This is a genomic window from Nonomuraea sp. LPB2021202275-12-8, from assembly GCF_037044575.1.
GTDB lineage: Bacteria > Actinomycetota > Actinomycetes > Streptosporangiales > Streptosporangiaceae > Nonomuraea.
Map to the genome: position 1 here is coordinate 412,583 of NZ_JBAHWD010000004.1, position 18,166 is coordinate 430,748.

15 protein-coding genes, 1 pseudogene and 1 riboswitch are annotated in these 18,166 nt (G+C 71.1%); of the genes and pseudogenes, 11 read left to right on the forward strand and 5 right to left on the reverse strand.

The window, feature by feature from the left end; genetic code table 11:
• The first annotated feature begins 4 nt into the window (after nucleotides 1-4).
• From V5E28_RS10555 to V5E28_RS10570, 4 genes are read left to right on the forward strand one after another with little or no spacing between them, the layout of a single operon-like run.
• The gene (locus V5E28_RS10555; RefSeq protein ID WP_336206310.1) at nucleotides 5-1,021 is read left to right on the forward strand and encodes an ABC transporter permease; all 1,017 of its coding nucleotides are present in this window, start codon (nucleotides 5-7) and stop codon (nucleotides 1,019-1,021) included.
• Nucleotides 1,018-1,872, forward strand: a complete 855-nt coding sequence (locus V5E28_RS10560; protein WP_336206312.1) for an ABC transporter permease — start codon at nucleotides 1,018-1,020, stop codon at nucleotides 1,870-1,872. The genes V5E28_RS10555 and V5E28_RS10560 overlap by 4 nt, the downstream gene beginning before the upstream one ends.
• Nucleotides 1,869-2,633, forward strand: a complete 765-nt coding sequence (locus tag V5E28_RS10565; protein ID WP_336206314.1) for an ABC transporter ATP-binding protein — start codon at nucleotides 1,869-1,871, stop codon at nucleotides 2,631-2,633. Before V5E28_RS10560 ends, V5E28_RS10565 begins: the two co-directional genes overlap by 4 nt.
• Complete coding sequence (locus tag V5E28_RS10570; RefSeq protein ID WP_336206315.1) at nucleotides 2,630-3,502, forward strand: ABC transporter ATP-binding protein; 873 nt, start codon at nucleotides 2,630-2,632, stop codon at nucleotides 3,500-3,502. Before V5E28_RS10565 ends, V5E28_RS10570 begins: the two co-directional genes overlap by 4 nt.
• A 7-nt stretch (nucleotides 3,503-3,509) precedes the next feature.
• Here V5E28_RS10570 and V5E28_RS10575 read toward each other — a convergent pair whose 3' ends face one another.
• Together V5E28_RS10575 and V5E28_RS10580 are read right to left on the reverse strand one after the other, a co-directional pair.
• Nucleotides 3,510-3,866 (reverse strand): DUF742 domain-containing protein, encoded by a 357-nt coding sequence (locus tag V5E28_RS10575; RefSeq protein ID WP_336206316.1) that lies wholly within the window; start codon nucleotides 3,864-3,866, stop codon nucleotides 3,510-3,512.
• Nucleotides 3,859-5,757 (reverse strand): sensor histidine kinase, encoded by a 1,899-nt coding sequence (locus V5E28_RS10580; protein ID WP_336206318.1) that lies wholly within the window; start codon nucleotides 5,755-5,757, stop codon nucleotides 3,859-3,861. The genes V5E28_RS10575 and V5E28_RS10580 overlap by 8 nt, the downstream gene beginning before the upstream one ends.
• Before the next feature lie 162 nt (nucleotides 5,758-5,919).
• Here V5E28_RS10580 and V5E28_RS10585 point away from each other — a divergent pair, with 162 nt between their 5' ends.
• Complete coding sequence (locus V5E28_RS10585) at nucleotides 5,920-7,482, forward strand: ABC transporter substrate-binding protein (RefSeq protein WP_336206319.1); 1,563 nt, start codon at nucleotides 5,920-5,922, stop codon at nucleotides 7,480-7,482.
• On the opposite strand, the gene V5E28_RS10590 is transcribed toward V5E28_RS10585, so the two are convergent.
• A complete protein-coding gene (locus V5E28_RS10590; RefSeq protein WP_336206320.1) occupies nucleotides 7,458-7,622 on the reverse strand; it encodes a hypothetical protein in 165 nt (54 codons plus the stop codon). The two genes, V5E28_RS10585 and V5E28_RS10590, sit on opposite strands and share 25 nt — an antisense overlap.
• 20 nt (nucleotides 7,623-7,642) lie before the next feature.
• Here V5E28_RS10590 and V5E28_RS10595 point away from each other — a divergent pair, with 20 nt between their 5' ends.
• A complete protein-coding gene (locus tag V5E28_RS10595; protein ID WP_336206414.1) occupies nucleotides 7,643-8,269 on the forward strand; it encodes a hypothetical protein in 627 nt (208 codons plus the stop codon).
• Here the strand turns inward: V5E28_RS10595 and V5E28_RS10600 are convergent.
• On the reverse strand, nucleotides 8,241-9,590 hold the full coding sequence (locus V5E28_RS10600; protein ID WP_336206321.1) for an NAD(P)/FAD-dependent oxidoreductase: 1,350 nt from the start codon (nucleotides 9,588-9,590) through the stop codon (nucleotides 8,241-8,243). The two genes, V5E28_RS10595 and V5E28_RS10600, sit on opposite strands and share 29 nt — an antisense overlap.
• 379 nt (nucleotides 9,591-9,969) lie before the next feature.
• Here V5E28_RS10600 and V5E28_RS10605 point away from each other — a divergent pair, with 379 nt between their 5' ends.
• From V5E28_RS10605 to V5E28_RS49485, 5 genes and pseudogenes are all read left to right on the forward strand, one after another.
• The gene (locus V5E28_RS10605; RefSeq protein ID WP_336206323.1) at nucleotides 9,970-11,415 is read left to right on the forward strand and encodes an MFS transporter; all 1,446 of its coding nucleotides are present in this window, start codon (nucleotides 9,970-9,972) and stop codon (nucleotides 11,413-11,415) included.
• Between the two features lie 154 nt (nucleotides 11,416-11,569).
• Complete coding sequence (locus V5E28_RS10610; protein WP_336206324.1) at nucleotides 11,570-13,081, forward strand: alpha/beta hydrolase; 1,512 nt, start codon at nucleotides 11,570-11,572, stop codon at nucleotides 13,079-13,081.
• A gap of 282 nt (nucleotides 13,082-13,363) precedes the next feature.
• Nucleotides 13,364-14,449: a DUF6745 domain-containing protein gene (locus V5E28_RS10615; RefSeq protein ID WP_336206326.1), complete on the forward strand. Its 1,086-nt coding sequence runs from the start codon at nucleotides 13,364-13,366 to the stop codon at nucleotides 14,447-14,449.
• Nucleotides 14,450-14,459: 10 nt separating this feature from the next.
• Complete coding sequence (locus V5E28_RS10620) at nucleotides 14,460-14,897, forward strand: hypothetical protein (RefSeq protein WP_336206328.1); 438 nt, start codon at nucleotides 14,460-14,462, stop codon at nucleotides 14,895-14,897.
• 322 nt (nucleotides 14,898-15,219) lie between these two features.
• Nucleotides 15,220-15,312 (forward strand): annotated as a pseudogene (locus V5E28_RS49485) (hypothetical protein); the annotation flags it as partial.
• A gap of 358 nt (nucleotides 15,313-15,670) precedes the next feature.
• A riboswitch (SAM riboswitch) is annotated at nucleotides 15,671-15,759 on the reverse strand.
• A 49-nt stretch (nucleotides 15,760-15,808) separates the two neighbouring features.
• Here the strand turns inward: V5E28_RS49485 and V5E28_RS10630 are convergent.
• Nucleotides 15,809-18,136: a SpoIIE family protein phosphatase gene (locus V5E28_RS10630; protein ID WP_336206331.1), complete on the reverse strand. Its 2,328-nt coding sequence runs from the start codon at nucleotides 18,134-18,136 to the stop codon at nucleotides 15,809-15,811.
• Nucleotides 18,137-18,166: the final 30 nt, after the last annotated feature.

Sequence of the window (18,166 nt, forward strand, 5' to 3'; positions counted from 1 at the left end):
TCGTGTGCCGCGCTACCTGATCCGCCGGCTCGGCCAGGCCCTCCTGGTCGTGGCCGGCGTGATCGTGCTCACGTTCGTCGTGATGCGGCTGGTGCCGGGGGATCCGGCGGTGGCGTTCGCCGGCCCGAAGGCCACGCCCGAGCAGCTCGCCGCCGCACGCGAGAGGTTCGGGCTGGACGACCCGCTCTGGGTGCAACTCTGGAACTACGTCAGAGATCTGGTCACGGGCGACTGGGGCACCAGCCTGCACACGCGGCAGCCCGTCCGCGACGATCTGTTCCTCGCGTTCCCGGCCAGCCTGGAGCTCGTCGGGGCTGCGCTGGTCTTTGCGGTCGTGGTCGGCATTCCGGTCGGAGTGCTCGCCGCTCGCTATAAGACGAAATTTCCGGACTTCGGGGTGCGGCTGGCCAGCATGCTGGCCGTCTCCGTGCCTGTCTTCTGGCTGGCCCTGGCGCTGCAGACGGTCTTCGCCAGCAACCTCGGCTGGTTCCCGGTGGCGGGGGAGTACGACTCCTCGCTCGACACCACGAGCCCGCTGACCCTGTGGACCAACATCACGATCGTCGACGCGCTCATCACCGGCAACTGGCCCATCTTCACCAGCACCCTCCAGCACCTGGTGCTGCCCGCGCTGGTGGTGGCGGCCTACCCGACGGGCGTGATCGCCCAGATGACCCGGGCCATGCTCATCGAGGAGGCGGGCCAGGACCACGCCAGGCTGGCACGCGCGCTCGGCTTCGGTGAGACGTCCATCCTGACCAGGTTCGCCCTGCGATCGGCGCTGAGCCCCGTGCTGTCGCTGATCGCCCTGGTGTTCGCCTACTCGATCGTCAACGGCTTCCTGGTCGAGGCCGTCTTCAACTGGCCGGGCCTGGGCCGCTACGCCGCCGCCTCCATCTCCTCGCTCGACACTCCGGCCATCGCGGGCGTGACGCTGCTCGTGGCGCTGGTCTACGTGCTGGCCAATCTGGTGGTGGACCTGCTGCAGGGTCTTCTCGACCCGAGGGTGAGGGCCCGGTGACGGCGCCGCCGGAGGCGCGGCTGCGCCGCACCCTGCCCAGAGTCACCGACCGGTTCGCCGCCACCGGCGCGGTGCTCATCGTGGTGATCGCGCTGGCCGCGGTCCTGGCGCCGTGGCTCGCGCCGTACCCGGTGGACGAGGTGGACCCGGTCAACCTCCTGCTCCCGCCGAGCGCCGAGCACTGGTTCGGCACCGACCAGGTGGGTCGCGACGTGCTCACCAGAGTGCTGTACGGCGGGCGCACGTCGCTGTTCATCGCCGTGGCCGTGCTGGCCGTCTCGGCGGCGGCCGGCGTGACGCTCGGCGTGGTGGCCGGGTACGCCGGGGGCTGGGTGCGGGACGTGATCATGAGGGTGACGGACGTGTTCCTGGCCTTCCCCGCGCTGCTGCTGTCGCTCACCCTGGCCATGGTGCTGCAGCCGAGCGTCACCACGGTGATCGTGGCGATCGCGGTGACCTGGTGGCCCTGGTACGCGCGGCTGTCGGCGTCGGTCGCCGCCTCCGTCGCCACCCGGCCGTACGTGGACGCGGCGCGCTGCCTCGGCGTGCCCGCGCCGGTGATCATCGTCCGGCACGTGCTGCCGAACTCGGTCACGCCCGTCCTGGTGCAGATCTCGCTCGACGCGGGCGGCGTCATCCTCACCGCGGCCGCGCTGTCCTACCTGGGGCTGGGCGCGCAGGAGCCGACGGCGGAGTGGGGGCTGATGGTGGATCAGGGGCAGACGCTGTTCACCACGAACTGGTGGGTCGTCACCTTCCCGGGGCTGGCCATCCTGGTGACGGCGTTCGCGTTCAACGTGCTGGGCGAGGGGTTGCGCAACGCGCTGGACCCCAGGAGGGTCGTCAGGTGATCGAGGTCAGAGACCTCCAGGTGAGGTACGGCGAGCGGGTCGTCGCCCGGGTGCCCGAGCTGGACGTGGGCGAGGGCGAGTGCGTGGCCATCGTGGGGGAGAGCGGCTCGGGCAAGTCGACGACGCTGCTGTCCCTCGTCGGCCTCACCGAGGGGGCTGATATTTCGGGACATATCCGCGTATGTGGGGTGGATGTGCTGCAAGCCTCCCCGCGGCGGCTCCGGGAGATCAGGGGTGCCCGCGTGGCCCTGGTCATGCAGTCCCCGCAGGCCGCTCTCAGTCCCACCACCCGGCTCGGCGTCCTGATGCGCCGCGTGCTGAAGCTGCACGGCGTCGACGGCAGGAACGGCGGCGCTTCCCGGGGCGGGGCGGCGCGCGTCATGGCGGAGGCCGTCGAGGCGGTCATGCTCGACCCGGCGATCCTGCGGCGCTACCCGCACGAGATCTCCGGCGGCCAGGCGCAGCGGTTCGCGATCGCGCTGGCCATCGCGCTGGGCGCCGAGGTGATCCTAGCCGACGAGCCCACCAGCGCCCTGGACGTGACCGTGCAGGCCGAGGTGGTCGGAGTGCTGCGCGAGCTGCGCGAGGAGCGGGGCCTGGCCATGCTGCTCGTCTCGCACGACCTGGCCCTGGTCTCCACGATCGCCGACCGGGTGCTGGTCATGAAGGACGGCGAGGTCGTGGAGAGCGGCCCCGCCGCCGAGGTGCTGGCCCGCCCGTCCCATCCCTACACGCGCGAGCTCCTGGAGGCCCTGCCATGAGGACGCTCAGGGCGGAGCGGGTGACGCTCGGCTACGGCCGGACGCCGGTGGTGCACGACGTCACCCTGGCCATCACCGAGGGCGGCGTCGGCCTGATCGGCGAGAGCGGCTCGGGCAAGACCACGCTGGCGCGCGCCTTCCTCGGCCTGCTCACCCCCATGTCCGGAAACATCTGGTACGGCGAGCACGACCTGAGAAAAGTGGAGATGCGGAAGTTCCGCGGTGACGTGCAGCCGGTCTTCCAGGCCGAGGCGCTGGATCCCCGGATGCGCGTCGGGAGCTCCATCGCCGAGGCGCTGCCGCGCGGCGACCGGCACCGGATCCCCGAGCTCCTCGAACAGGTGGGCCTGGCCCCGGACCTGGCCCCCCGCAGGCCGCACCAGCTCTCCGGAGGCCAGCGCCAGCGCGTGGTGATCGCCAGAGCGCTCGCCGTCCGCCCCCGCCTGCTCATCCTCGACGAGCCCACCAGCGCCCTGGACGTGACGGTCCAGGCGCGGATCCTCGACCTGCTCGCCGGCCTGGACACCGAGCGCCTGCTCATCACCCACAACCTGGCGATCGTGGAGCGGCTCTGCAGAACCTCGCACGTGCTGTTCGCGGGCCGCGTGGTGGAGTCGGGCCCCACGGCCGACCTGCTGGGCCGGCCCGCCCATCCCTACACGCTCGCGCTGCGCGAGGCCGTACCGAAGCTGGGGGGAGAGCCGCCCGCGGCGAGAGGGCGGGCCGAGGCCAGGCCGGCGGGGACGGGATGCCCGTACCGGCTGCGCTGCCCGCTGGCCGTGACGGAGTGTGAGAGGACGCCCGCGTTGCGTGAGATGCGGGGACGGCAGGTGGCCTGCCACCGGGCCGAGGACGTGCTGGGCGCCTGAGCGGGCGTCACAGCGCCTTCAGCCCGGTGATCACCTCCAGCAGCACCGTGGCGTCGGGAGCCGGAGGCGGCGACTCCACCTGTACGAGCTGCTGCGCGTGCAGGTCGCCGACGAGCACCCGCACCACGCCGATGGGCAGGTTCAGCTCGGCCGCGACGTCCACCAGCCGGGTGGGCTTGGTGCACTTCTGCAGGATGATCAGATGCTCGGGGCCGAGCCCGACCGGCGGCGTCAGCCCGCCGGCGGTGATGATCACCGCGATGAGGTCGATGGCCTCGCTCGCGGGGACAGTCCGGCCCCTGGTGAGTAAGTAGGCCGGGACGATGGGACCCGCGTCCTCGTCCAGCCAGCGCTCGTCACTCACCTGGCACCACCCGCATGGGGCGTGATGGCTGCTTGCTGGGCTCCTCCGGCTCGGCCGGGGGATCTGTCACGTGTTCTGCCGGGATCAGCACGATGGCGGTGGTCCCTCCATATGGTGAACCGCGTAACGTCACGCGGATGTCATGCCTGGCGGCCAGGCGGGAAACGACGAAAAGCCCGAGTTGCTCGCTGTCGGCCAGGTCGAACTCGGGCGGGCAGGCCAGCCGCTCGTTGAAGTCGGCCAGGTCCTCGGCGCTCATGCCGAGCCCGCGGTCCTCGACGTGGATGGCGAAACCGCGGGCGGCCACCTCCCCGCGCACCACGACCGTGGTGTGCGGGGGCGAGTAGACGGTGGCGTTCTCGATGAGCTCGGCGATCAGGTGGATCATGTCGCCGACCACGGGACCGGCCAGGCGCTGGGCGGGCATCGGCTCGACGATGACCCGCTGGTAGTCCTCCACCTCGGCCGTGGCGCCGCGGGCCACGTCCAGCAGCGGCACCGGCCTGCTCCAGCCGCGGCCCGGGGTGGCGCCGGACAGGATGATCAGGCCCTCGGCGTGGCGGCGCATGCGGGTGGTCAGGTGGTCCAGGCGGAACAGGTCGTCGAGCGCATCCGGGTCGGTGGCCTTGTGCTGCATGCCCTCGAGCTGGATGCGCTGGCGGTGGAGCAGCGTCTGGCTGCGCCTGGCCAGGTTGCGGAAGACGTGGCCGACGCCGTCGCGCAGTTGCGCCTGGCCGACGGCCGCCTCCACCGCGGTCTGCTGGACCGTGGAGAAGGCCTGGCCCACGTCGCCGATCTCGACCGTCGTGCTGGCCACCGAAAGCTCCGGCACCTCCACCGACTCTCCCTTGCGCAGCTTGGCGACGACCTGCGGCAGCCGCTCCCTGGCCACCTCGAGCGCCGCTTCCCTGAGCGTGCCGAGCTCCCTGGACAGGCGGTTGCCCATCCGCAGCGAGAACGCGATGGACACGATGACCAGCAGGAAGCAGGTCCCGGCGAGCAGGAACGCGCGCGTGAGCACCGAGTCGGCCACCGGCTCCGACCGGGCGGAGAGCGTCATGCTGGCCTTGAGCTGCGCCTCCTGGAACGACTTGGCCAGCGCCTCGGTCGTGGCCAGCCAGCCGTGGGGCGTGCGGCCCGCGATGATCTGGTCCTCCATCAGCCGCATCCGCTGGTAGGCGGGCGAGGTGATGATCGCGACCTGGGTCTCGCGCAGCGCGGGGTCGAGCCCGCCGAGCGCGTGGTCGATGAGGAAGCGCCGGTTGCCCACGAGCTGGGTGAAGAGCCTGCGCTCGGCGGCCGTGGTCGGGCCGATGGCGATGGCCTGCTCCCTGGTGAGCAGCTCCTTGGCGTAGCCGAGGTCGATGACCAGGCGGGACTGCTCGTAGATCGGGATGTCGTCGATGAACCCGACCCGCCGGTGCAGGCCGAAGAGCGAGTCGACGACCGCGTTGTAGGTCTCGACCACGTGCAGACGGTCGGACAGGCCCGTGTCGATCTCGCCTCTGATCGAATCGAGCCTGCTCAACTGCGTGTAAACCGCGTCAACCTGCGTGCGGATCGCCTCCGACGTGTCCCGGGATGCCCCCGAGAGCTCCTTGAAGTCCTCCCTGGCCCTGTCACTGCGAGCACGCTGCTCGGCCATGGCCGACCTGCCGACCACGCCGCCGGCACGCAGGAGTCTGACCGAGGCGAGGCGCTCACGCTGCAGCTCGTTGCCGAGCTTGTAGGCGGGGTGGCGCAGGTTGGTCCAGAGCGTGGTGTACTGCCTGAGCTCCAGACTCTCGCTCGCCGTGACAGCGGTGATGACTCCCCACAGCACCACCATCGAGGCCAGCGGAACCAGCAGTAGGCCGATGATCTTTGTGCGGATCGTTCGGCTACGACCCATGACACCTCACTCCGGTCGGTCCCCTGCTGGCAACCCCGGACGGGACAAGCCAAGAGGATAGCAATCGGATCTCCGGAATGCCCAATTTTTCGGCCCTTTTGGACACTTGGTGATGATCATGCAGTAGGTTTCGCGGGTAGATCGGTCTTAGAGGGAGATGCGTTGCGCCGTCGACTCGCAGCGGTCGCCGCGCTGGTGCTGCTGATCGCGGCCTGCTCGGCCCCGGCAGAGGTGCGGCAGGCGCCGCCGGGAGAATCGGCGTTCGTCTACGTCAGGCACCTGGACATGATCACCGAGTGGGACCCGGGCCGGTCCTACTCCAACGAGGTCATCGCCCTCCAGAACGTCTACGAGACGCTCACCCTGTGGAATCCGGTGACGAAGAAGGCCGGCCCCCGGCTGGCCACCTCGTGGCGGGCCTCGCCCGACGGCCGGACGTGGACGTTCAACCTGCGCCAGGGAGTCACCTTCCACACCGGCCGGCCGCTCGACGCCAGCGCGGTCAAGGCGTCGATCGAGCGCACCAGGCAGACCAAGACCGGCGCCTCCTACATCTGGGACGCCGTCACCTCCATCCGGGCCGAAGACCCGTCGACAGTGACCTTCACGCTGAAATACGCCGCCCCGCTGGACCTGGTGGCCTCCTCCGCCTACGCGGCCTACATCTACGACACCCAGGCCGCCCCCGACCTGCGGTCCTGGTTCGCCTCGGGCAAGGACGCGGGCTCCGGGCCGTACACGGTCGCGTCCTGGAAGAAGGGCAGCGAGCACGAGCTCACGCTGAAGTCCTACGGCGACTACTGGGGAGGCTGGGGCCGGCCGCACTACCGCACGGTCAAGTATCGGGTCGTCCCGGACCCCGACCGGGCATGGCAGCTGCTGCTGCGCGGCGAGGCCAGCTTCGTGTACCGGCTCGACCCCAGGTTGTTCGCCAGGGCGTCGGCCACGCCGGGCATCCGCACGACCGAGCAGCCGTCGTTCCAGACGGCCATGCTGCTGTTCAACACCGCCCAGGGGCCGATGGCCGACGTGCGGGTGCGGCGCGCGGTGCAGAAGGCCGTCGACTACCGGGGCGTGGTCAGGGCGCTGCGGGGCGGGGTCACGCCCGCCAGCGGAGTCGTGCCCGAAGGGCTGCTCGGCCACGTCCGGGGCCGGGTGCCGAGGCAGGACCTCGCCGCAGCGGCCAGGCTGCTCCAGCGGGCCGGCTTCGGCCCGCAGGGCAGGCCGCTGAGGCTGACGCTCACCTACGCCGAGGGCGACCCCGATCAGCAGGTGCTCGTCAGGAGGCTGCGCCGGGACCTCAGGTCGCTGAACGTGACGTTACGGGCCAGGGCGATGCCCTGGAACGAGCAGTGGGAGCTGGGCAAGAAACGCGGCCAGGACATCTTCGTCATGTACTGGTGGCCCGACTACGCCGACGGCTACTCCTGGTTCGGCAACGTCTTCCACAGCGCGGAGCCGCCGCTGTTCAACCTGGCGTATCTGGAAGACCCCGGCACCGACGCCATGCTCGACACGCTGCCCGAGCTGATCGTGACCGACCAGGCAGCCGCCCAGCGCACCTTCGTCCAGGCCACTCAGCAGGTGCTCGACAAGCACGCGGCGGCGGCCCTGCCCTGGGTGGTCAACTCCCGGCGGGCCTACCTCGGTGGGGTCCAGGGCTACGAGGACAACCCGGCCTACCCCGACGTGGTCTTCGTCTACGACCTGCGGCCCTCGGGCTGATCCGCGATCCGCTCGCGCAGCCGCGTCCTGATCTCTTCCGGCGTGTAGGCGCGGCGACGGCGCTCGGCCCGCGCGATCGCCACCCCGGTGGCCGCGACGCCCGCGGCCCCTGCCAGCCCGATTATCTTCCACCAGCGCATGTGCCTAGGCTAGCCGTGTGCTGACTCTCGACGAGGCCGTTGAGCTGACCAGGACCGGCGATCTGTGGGTGTTCCGGGGGCGTTCGGTGCCCGACCGGGCCATCCAGACGATGACCAACAGCCCGGTCAACCACGTGGGCATGGCGATAGTCATCGAGGACATGCCCCCCATGATGTGGCACGCCGAGCTGGGCAGGTCGCTGCCCGACCTCTGGTCCGGCAGCCACCAGCGCGGCGTGCAGCTGCACGACCTGCGCGACGCGGTGACGGTCTGGGCCGACCGCTACGGCCAGCGTCCCTGGCTGCGGCAGCTCGAGCCCCAGGCGACCCCGGAGATGGAGGACGCGGCGCTGCGCACGGTGGCCCGCCTGGACGGCACGCCGTTCCCGTCCACCGCCCGGCTGGCGGCGCGCTGGGCCAGGGGGCGCGTGCCGCAGCTGCGCCGCCGGGCGCGCGAGCGGACGCTGGAGAGCGCCTACTGCGCCGAGGTCGTGGCCGTCACCTACGAGGCGATGGGCCTGCTGCCCGCGGGCCGGCGCCCCAACTGGTACGACCCGGGCAGGTTCTGGAGCGGCGACGACCTCGACCTGGTGGGCGACTACAAGCTGAGCAACGAGATCACTGTCGGTGTCCCACTGTCTGGCTGATCTGCTCGTAGCGGCCGGTCATCCGGGTCGGCATGTTCTCCAGCTCCTCCAGCGTGCTGGGGGAGTCCTTGAGGAAGTCGAGCCTCATCAGGTCGTCGCCGGCCGCCAGGTTCATCAGCCAGTCGCCGCTGATGCGGAACCTGGAGCGTCCCGAGGGCGCCGTCAGCAGGTGATAGCCCCGGGTGACGAGCTGCGCCACCGGGCCCGACAGGTCCATGCCGAAGGGCCTGGCCACCGCGTCCATGCCGCCGAGGTCCACGACCATGCCGAGGTCGCGGTGGCGGTAGTAGCGCATCCGGCCGCCGCGCAGCGCCGCGAGCGCGTTGCGCGCGGCCGTGGCGGCCTGTCGCTCGGCGTGCTGGGCGGTCTGCCCGCACACGCTGCCCGGCGGTCCCGTCAGGTCCGGGACGGCCGCCGCGTCGCCCAGTCCGAACACGCCGTCGTGCCCCGGCACCTGCAGGTCCGCGCCGACCACGAGCCGTCCCTTCAGCGTCTCGGTGCCGAGGCTCGACACGACCGGTCTGGGCGTCACCCCGGCCGTCCAGATCACCGTGTTGGTGGGCAGCGTGGCGCCGTCGGTGAGCTTCGCCGACCCGGCGGTGAGGCTCTCCAGCGTGACGCCGAGCCGCACGTCGATGCCCCGCTTGGTCAGCACCCGCATCGCGTCGGCGCCGAGCTGCTCGCCGAGCTCGGGCATCAGCCTGGGCGCGATGTCGATCAGCGTCCAGCGCAGCAGGCCGGGGTCCAGGTCGGGGAAGCGGGCCAGCGCGCTGCGGGTCACGAGCTGCAGCGTCGCCGCGGTCTCGACCCCCGAGTAGCCGCCGCCCACCACGAGGAATCCGCACCTGACGGCCTGCTCCGCGAGGTCGGAGGAGCTGGCGGCGAGCTCCAGCTGGGCGATCGAGTGGTCGCGCAGGTACACCGCCTCGGCCAGCGTCTTCATGCCGCGCGCGTGCTCCTTCAGCCCCGGGATGTCGAACGTGCGCGTGATGCTGCCGGGCGCCAGCACGATCACGTCGAACGGCACGTGCGTGACGTCGCCGTTGATCTTGAGCACCTCGCAGCTGCGGCGGTCGAGGTCCACGTCCATGGCGACGCCGGGCAGCAGCTTGGCGTCGCGCAGCCTGACGTGCAGCGGCGTGACGATCGACCGCGGCTGCAGCACCCCCGCCGCCACCTGCGGGAGCAGGGGCACGTAGAGGGTGTAGTCCTTGGGCGTGATCAGCACGATCTCCGCCTCGCCGGGTTTCAGCCATCGCTCCAGGTGCCTGGCGCAGGAGTATCCGCCGAATCCGCTGCCTACGATCGCTATACGAGCCACGTGTCACCCCTTCCGTGGAGTCGGGCAAGGGAACCCGCTGATAGGGGAAATTCCCGACATGGCGGTACGGATTAGTCGGCCCCGAGCTCCTCTTGCAGGTTGACGGCACGGCCGGTCAGCCGTTCGAGCCGTACGTGGTCGAGGACGGCCGTCTGATCACCGGTCAGAACCCGGGCAGCGCCCGGGCCGTCGCCGAGACGGTCGTCAGGCGGCTGACCGCCGTGGGGTGGGACTGGAGGGAGTCCGGAGGGCGGGCGGGCCGACTGGACCCAGGGCCCGGATTTTCGGGACCTTTTTACGGCCCAAGTAGTGGAACCGACTGTTCCGTTCTGCTAGCATGGGAATATAACGTTCCGTTCCAACAGGAAGGGCCGAGCTCATGACCGTCACCGCTCTCCCCGCCCCCGCGGCCGTGCGGGTCACCCCACAGGCGCCGTCCCGGAAATGGCTCGGACTGTTCGCGATCCTCTCGGCAGACCTGCTCAACCTGCTCGACAGCACGGTCGGCAACGTGGCCTCTCCCGCCATCCGCGCCGACCTCGGCGGCTCTATGGCCACGATGCAGTGGATCGTCGCCGGCTACACCCTGGCCATGGCGGTCGGGCTGCTGACCGGCGGGCGGCTCGGCGACATGTTCGGCCGCAAGCGCATGATGATGGTCGGCGTCGTCGGCTTCCTGGTCGCCTCGCTGGCCTGTGGCCTCGCCTACTCTCCGGAGTCCCTGATCGCGGCCCGCGTCCTTCAGGGCGGCTTCGGCGCGCTGATGGTGCCGCAGACCTTCGGCCTCATCCGCGACCTGTTCGGCGACAGCACCGGCAAGGCGTTCGCCGCGCTCGGGCCGGTGATCGGCCTGGCCACCATCCTCGGGCCGATCGTCGCCGCGTTGCTCGTCGAGGCGGACCTGTTCGGCACCGGCTGGCGCGCGATCTTCCTGATCAACCTGCCGCTCGGCGCGTTCGCGCTCGCCGTGGGCTGGAAGGTGCTCCCCGCCAAGCCGCCCGCCGCCCGCGGCACCCGCCTGGACGGGGCGGGCGCGATGCTGGCCGCGGTCGGCATGACCATGCTGGTCGTCCCGCTGGTGCAGGGCCACGAGCTGGGCTGGCCCACCTGGACTCTGGTGATGCTGGCGGCCTCGGTGCCCGTCCTGGCCGTCTTCGTCCTCCACCAGCTCCGCCGCAGCCGCACCGGCCGCACCCCGCTGGTCGAGCTCAGCGTCTTCGCCAAGCGCTCCTACGCCTCCGGCGTCGCGTTCGTCGTCGCCTTCTTCGGCGCGATCACCGGGTTCTCCCTCGTCGTGGCCCTGTTCCTGCAGATCGGCCTGAAGTACTCGCCGCTGGAGGCCGGCCTGGCCATGATCGGCTGGGCGGTGGGCGCCTTCGCCGGCTCCGCCATCGGCGGCACGCTGATGAACAGGCTCGGCCGCCACCTGCTGCACATCGGTCTGGCCATGATGACCGCCGGCCTGGTGACGCTCTACGGGGTGTTCGACACCGTCGGCGCGGCGCTGGACGGCTGGGACCTCACCCCCGCGCTCGTCGTGTACGGCATGGGCATGGGCATGATCTTCGTCCCGCTCTTCGACATCGTGGTCGGCGGCCTGCGCGATCACGAGGTCGGCTCCGCCTCCGGCATGCTGGCGGCCTTCGAGCAGCTCGGCGCCTCACTCGGCGTCGCCGCCCTCGGCACGCTGTTCTTCTCCGTGGCTGGCAGTCAGGGCTTCCTCGACGCCTGCATGCGGGTGACGCTGGTGGCGATCGCCCTGACGGCGGTCACCTTCGGGCTCGGCTTCCTCCTCCCCAAGCGGGCCCGCCAGGCCCGGCACTGACCCTCCGCCTGTACGGCCTGCCCCCCGGGGAGCAGGCCGTACAGGCGCTTTCATGCCGGTTGGCAGCCGACTTAAAGGGTTCCGCAACCGCGTCGGCCAACCATCAAGGAGCCAGTTAAGGCACAATCACCCGGCCGCCAGATGGGACAGGAACATGCGACGCCTCATAGGGGTCTTCACGACCTTGATCATGGGCCTGCTCACGGCAGGCTTAGTCACCGCCGCGCCGGCGTCCGCACAGACCGGCGGTGCTCCGCCGGGCCTGGGCGGCTTCTACGCCCAGCGGCTCGCCTGGTCCGCCTGTGGCGGCGGGTTCCAGTGCGCCAAGCTCAAGGTGCCGGTCAACTACGCCAAGCCGAAAGGGCGCCACATCGAGATCGCGGTGATCCGGTTGCGGGCACAGGGACCGAAGCGGATCGGCTCGCTCGTGCTCAACCCCGGCGGTCCCGGTGGGTCGGGGGTCGCCATGGCCAGGAACGCCAAGCTGTTCCTGTCGCCCGCGCTCCGCTCCAGCTTCGACATCGTGGGCTTCGACCCGCGCGGCGTGGGGCTCTCGGCGCCCGTCCGGTGCATGTCGCCCTCGGTGCTGGACGCCTACCACGCGCTGGACCCGACCCCCGACACGCCCACCGAGGTGCGCAAGGGCGACCTGTACCAGCAGGCGTACGCGCAGGGCTGCAAGGCGAACACGGGCGGGCTCCTGGCGCACCTCGGCACCCGCAGCGCCGCGCGGGACATCGACGTGCTGCGGGCCGCGCTGGGCGAGCAGCGGCTGACCTACCTCGGCTTCTCCTACGGGTCCCTGCTCGGCGCGACCTACGCCGACCTGTTCCCGAAGAGGGTCCGGGCGATGGTGCTGGACGGCGCGATCGACCCCACCACGCGCGGCAGCTCCGCCGGTAGCGTGGCACACAGTTTCGAGGTGGCGTTCACGGCGTTCCTGCGCGACTGCTACCGGGCGCCGGGCTGCCCGTTCAAGAAGCACAAGGTCAGCGCGTCGTTCAAGGAGCTGGCGGGGCTGTTCAAGCGGGCGGACCGGGCTCCGTTGCGCAACGACGCCGACGGCCGGCAGGTCAACGAGGCGCTCGTCTGGCGGGGCGTGATGGCCAGCATGTACTCCCGCGAGCAGTGGCCGGCGCTGCGCGCCGCCCTCGCCGACGCGTTCAAGGGCGACGGCACCGCGCTGCTGACCTTCGCCGACGGCTACAACGGCCGGCTGGGCGACGGCACCTACGACAACGGCGGCGAGGCCTTCGTCGCCATCAACTGCGTCGACTACCCGCCCACGTCGACGGCCACCCGCTCCCAGGTGACGTACGTGCCCGAGTCGCGCTACTTCGGCAAGTACTTCTCCGACGGCCTGCTCTCGCCGTGCGCGTTCTGGCCGGTCAAGGGCACCGAAGGCGTCGGCCGCCCGCTGCGCGCCAAGGGCGCGCCGCCGATCCTGGTGGTGGGCACGACCCGCGACCCGGCCACGCCGTACAAGGACGCCAAGGCACTCGCCGCCCAGCTCTCCTCCGGCGTGCTGCTCGGTTTCGACGGCGACGGGCACACCGCCTACGGCGGGCCCTCCACCTGCGTGAACGGCGCGGTCGACCGCTATCTGATCACCCGCGTCCCGCCGAAGGACGGCACCTTCTGCGCCAAGGTCACAGCCGCCCGATGACGACGCGAACCCTCCGGCCGGTGCTCTCGCCCGCCGGAGGGTTCCGGCGTGGAAAACCCGGTGAGGCAGGGCGCGGGGTCGAAGTAGCGTCCTCTTCCTGGGCGGGCCGGCCACCGGGCCCAAGTTCGACGACGGGCCCGAGGACGCCGACATGATGGTCGACACCATCCGCGAGCTCGTCGACGGCGAGACGGGCTACTACTGACCGCGGTAGACAGACATCGCGCCGATCTGTCACTATTTCGGCATGATCAATGAAAGGGGCGCTGCCGCCCTAGTCCGGTGAGCGTGCTCGTGCAGCGGGAAGCTGCCGAGATCCGGGAAGAATGGCTGGGCTGGGCGTTCTCGACGCTGCCCGCCGAACGTCCGGCCGCAGAGGCCGCAATCTCCGGGCTCTATCGCCTGCTCGGACTCGATCCACCACGTTTCCACTGGGTCTCCTCGCCGCTCATGGCTCTGGAGACCGTCCCGCCAGGCGTCCGCCTGAGCGCATCGGAATCCGTCGAGCGCATGGCCGAGTGGCCCGTGCCACGCCGTTTGGCCATGCTGGTCCAGACGCTGTCCATGGAGTTCGAAGCCCAGCTCAGGTGGATCCACCGCCCGATGGAGCTAGAGATCCGCACGGAGGTTCGCACCCCGCTGGCGCGATCCGTCGAGAGGTGTCTCCACGACTCCCTCCCGCGGACGGGAGATAGTCGTCACTTCGCCCCGGGGTACCGCTGGTACCAGACCCAGTCCGTCTCCTGGATCGCGCACTACGACGCCATGCGCCGGGCGGCCGGGATGGTCTTCACCCCGGAGCAGACCCATCTGCTCGATCTGTGGGCCGCGGCGGCCCGATCGTGCGGCTGGTGGTGGCCCCGCGAAGGCGTGTGCGTCGTGTCCGAGCGGCCCGTCGCCATGCACACCGAGCCAGGAGACGGGCCGGGGGAGGTCCGGCTGCACTGCGCGGACGGTCCCGCCTTCCGGTACGCGGACGGGTGGGACGTGCACGCCTGGCACGGAAGGCGGGTGCCCGCCTGGGTCTTCGACGATCCGACCCCCGAGCGCATCGCCCGCGAGGTCAACGTCGAGATCAGGCGGTGCGCGATCGAGCGCATCGGCTGGGCCTCCTACATCGACCGGGCCGGACTGCGCCTGGTCGCCACCGCGCCCGACCCGGGCAACCCCGGCTCGCAGCTGCGGCTCTACGACATGAGCAGGGAGACCAAGGTGCTCCTCGCGGTCAACGGATCCGTCGAGCGCGACGGACGCCGCCGCCGGTACGGCCTGACCGTGCCGGGCTTCCTCGAAGATCCGGTCGACGCCGCCGGCTGGACGTACGGCCTGTCCGCCGAGCAGTACTCCCTGCTCCTCCGCCGAACCTGAGGTGACCTCCATGACTGTGACTCTCGCATCGCTCTCCCAGCAGACCGGACTCGCCGTGCTCGACCACCTCGAGCAGTCGGTGCGCGTCCCCGTCGTCGACGGCCTCCAGGCCCAGGGCGACCTGATCGTCATCCCGCTCGCCGTCCTCGCCCCGGCCGTGCACGTCTGGCCGGACAGCCCCTGGACGGACGTGCCCCCCGAGGGGGTCGAGCTGCTTCGCGGCGGCGCCGGCGGCAACCCCCACACGCTCGTCGCCGACCCGGGCACCTGCCGCTGGACGACGCGGATGATGGACTCCACCGGGCTGGCGATCGGCATCTTCGAGGCCTCCGCCCCCGTCTACCTGCTGCATCCGGAGCACGGCGCCTCCGGTTGCACGCCGGGCGCGTACGTCATCCGGCGGCAGCGCGAGAGCGAGGGGCAGCGAGCGCGGCTCATCGCGGACTGACCCCTCTGCCCGGCGTGCCGCCGCTGGTACGTTCGCTGAAGTGAACGGAGATGCCGGTTTATACCGCTTCGCTCGCCGGTCGCCGCGGCTGCCCCTGCTGATCGGCCTCGCGGGCACGATCTGCGCCGCCGTCGCGGTGGCCGGTGCGTGGCCGGCGGTGGCGGCCGTCGCGGGACTCGCCGGCGGCGCCGGGCTCGCCGTCGCGGGCCTGCGCCGGGTGGCAGCCGCCCAGCAGACCGAGCTGGACCGGCTCGGTGAGCTGGTGGAGCGCAGGGCCGAGCAGGTGACGGCGCTCAGCCACGAGCTGCGCACCCCGCTCAGCATGATCAAGGGCGCCGTCGACCTGCTGGTGGAGCGGAGCCCGGGGCCGCTCACCGCCGCGCAGGAGCGCTTCCTCACCGTGGTGGACAGGCAGTGCGCGCAGGTGATCGGCGTGTGCGAGAGCCTCCTCACCCAGGCCAGGATCGAGGCCGGGATCTTCACGCCGCGCCTGGAACAGGTCGACGTCTCCGTCGTTCGCCACCCCGATCGCCGGCCTCTTCGGCCTGCTCATCGCCTGGCTCGCGGTGCGCCACCTCGCCCGCGCGGGCGCCTGGCTCGACTTCGCCGGCACCCTGGGCGTCGCCGTGCCGGGAACCGTGCTCGGCATCGGCTATCTGCTCGCCTACCGCCCCGACCGTTACCTCGGAGATCTGCAGGTGCTGCCCGGTCTCGTAGGGGGCAGCGCGGACCCCGTCGTCGCCGTCGACTCGGTCACCCTGCTCATCAGGCCCTCCTCATCGCTCCTGGCGTTGGCACCTTTCCCGCAGGCAGGTTGCCGGACCGTCAGTGGGCCAGGTCCCTCGGATCCTCTGGATGAAATCGAGAAGATCCTCTCCTCGACCCCGGGATCATGTCAAACGCCTTGCCGCTCAGAGCACTTCGACGCCGATGAGACAGGTGTCGTCGTCGGTGTCGGAGTTGCTGTGCGTGAGGAGCCGGTCGAGGCGGTGGTCGAGCGTCACGCTCGGGTGCTTCAGCGTGGCCAGGAGCCGCTGCTGCGAGCGCTCCAGCGTGATGTCACGGCGCTCGATGAGGCCGTCGGTGTACATGAACAGGCTGTCCTCCCGCTCCAGCTGGATGACGCCCTCCTCGTAGTCGGCCTCGGAGATCACGCCCAGCATCAGCCCGCCGATAAGCGGCATCTCCGTGGCCGTGCCGCCCCGGAGCAGCACCGGCGGCAGATGGCCTGCCCTGGCCCAGCGCAACTCCCTGGCCTCCGGGTCGTACAGGCCGCAGATCGCGGTGGCGGTGACGCGGTCGGTGAGGTGGTGGGTGACCAGGTTGAGCCAGGTCATGAGCTGCGCCGGACCGGCTCCGGTGGCGGCGAGCCCGCGCAGGGCGTTGCGCAGCACGACCATGCCGGTCGCCGCTTCGATGCCGTGCCCGGCCACGTCGCCCACCGACAGCAGCACCTTCTTGGACGGCAGGACGACCGAGTCGTACCAGTCACCCCCGACCAGATGGCCTTCCTCGGCCGGCCGGTAGCGAACGGCGATCTTGAGGCCGAAGGCCTCGATGAGTCCCTGGTTCTGCGGCATGATGGCGTGCTGCAGTTGCAGCGTCAGCCGGTTGCGCTCGGCGGACTCCTGCTCGGTGTGCGCGAGCTGGTCGCGGGTGGCGGCCAGGGCGACCTCGGTCCAGTGCTGCGCGGAGATGTCCTGGTAGGCGCCGCGTACGGCGATCATGCGGTCGTCGGGACCGAAGACGGGCTCGGCGACCACCCGGATGTGCCTGGTGCTCCCGTCGGGGCGCTGGAGGCGGAAGGTGGTGGAGGCCGACCGCCGGTGGTGGTGCACGGTGCGCAGGAACCGGCCGATGGCCGTCGCGTCGTCGGGATGAGCGTGCTCGCCCAGGGATTCCAGCGGGATCGGCCGTTCGCCGGCCCCCAGGCCGTGCAGTTCGTAGAGCTGGCCGTTCCAGATGATCTCACCGCTCTGGGTGTCCTCCTCGAACCCGCCGATCCGGCCCAGCCGCTGGGCGTGCTGCAACAGGCTGGCCAGGCGCAGGGACTCGTCCTGCACCCGCCAGATCAGCAGCACGCAGTCACCGTGACGGGTGATGCTGATCCCTGCGACGCTCGTCAGCGGCACATGGTCGATCAGCGTGGTGAGCGTCATCCGTTCGGTGCGGAACGATTCGCCGGTGGCGTGAACGTGCTCGAGCTTCTCGAACAGGCCGTGCTCCTCGGCAGCCGCCGGGTAGGCCTCCAGCAGCAGTGCGCCGGTGACCACGGTTCGGGGCCGTCCCGTGGGGTCGGCGAACCGCGCGTTCGCGTGGTAGATGCGGAAGTCGGTCACGAGCCCCTGCGTGTCCGTCTCGGGGCGGAGCACGAGTGCGGGGTCGGCGAGCGCGTCGGCCAGCTCGATCAGCTCGGCCACGTCCGAGGACGGCGCGCCGACGGCCTCGTAGTCCTCCAGCGTGTGCGCGCACAGCTCGGCCAGCGCCTCGACCTGCCGCTGGATCTGCGGCGGCTGGGGTTCGAGCGGACGTGTCCAGCTGATCTCCAGCACGCCCAGGATGCGGCCCCCGGTCCCGGCGGGCACCACGACCCGGCCGGCGTCGGGGGCGAGCCGGTGGCCGATGGACGGCAGCCCCGACGCCGCCAGGTCGGCGAACCACACGGTGCGCCGCTCGATGAGGGCCCGCCGGGCGGGTGTGGCCACCCCCGGCGGCACGTACCACCACCTCCTGGCCTCCTCGGCGCTGTGCCCGGCGAATCCCGCCAGCGTCAGCGAGGCGTCGGACCCGGCCGACCACAGCGCTACGGCCGTGGCTCCCAGCGGGGCGAGCGCGTGCTCCAGCAGGGACTCGGCCACCCGCTGGCTGTCGGTCGCGGCCAGCACCCCGCTCTCGGCCTCGCGCAACTGCACCGACACCGACGCGCCGCTCTCGGTGAGCAGCTCGCGCGCCACGCTGGTCACCCGATCCTGTGCCGCCTGGTCGATCAGGTCGGCGGCGAGCTCGAGCTGCGACAGGCCCGCCTGTTCCGCCAGTGCCGTGAGCTGCTGGGCCGCCTCGGTCGGACCGCAGTGCAGCCGCTCCACCAGGATGCCCTTGGCCAGCTCGATCAGTGCCCGTCCCTCGGCCGCGTGCTGGGCCTGCTGGATCTCCTCGCGCAGCCGCTCGATGGTGGCGGCGAGCCTGCCGATGTTCCGGGCCAGGCCACGCCCCTGCTCGTCAAGGTGGGTAGTCGGCACGCCGTGCTCAGTTCCTTCCGCTGATGACAT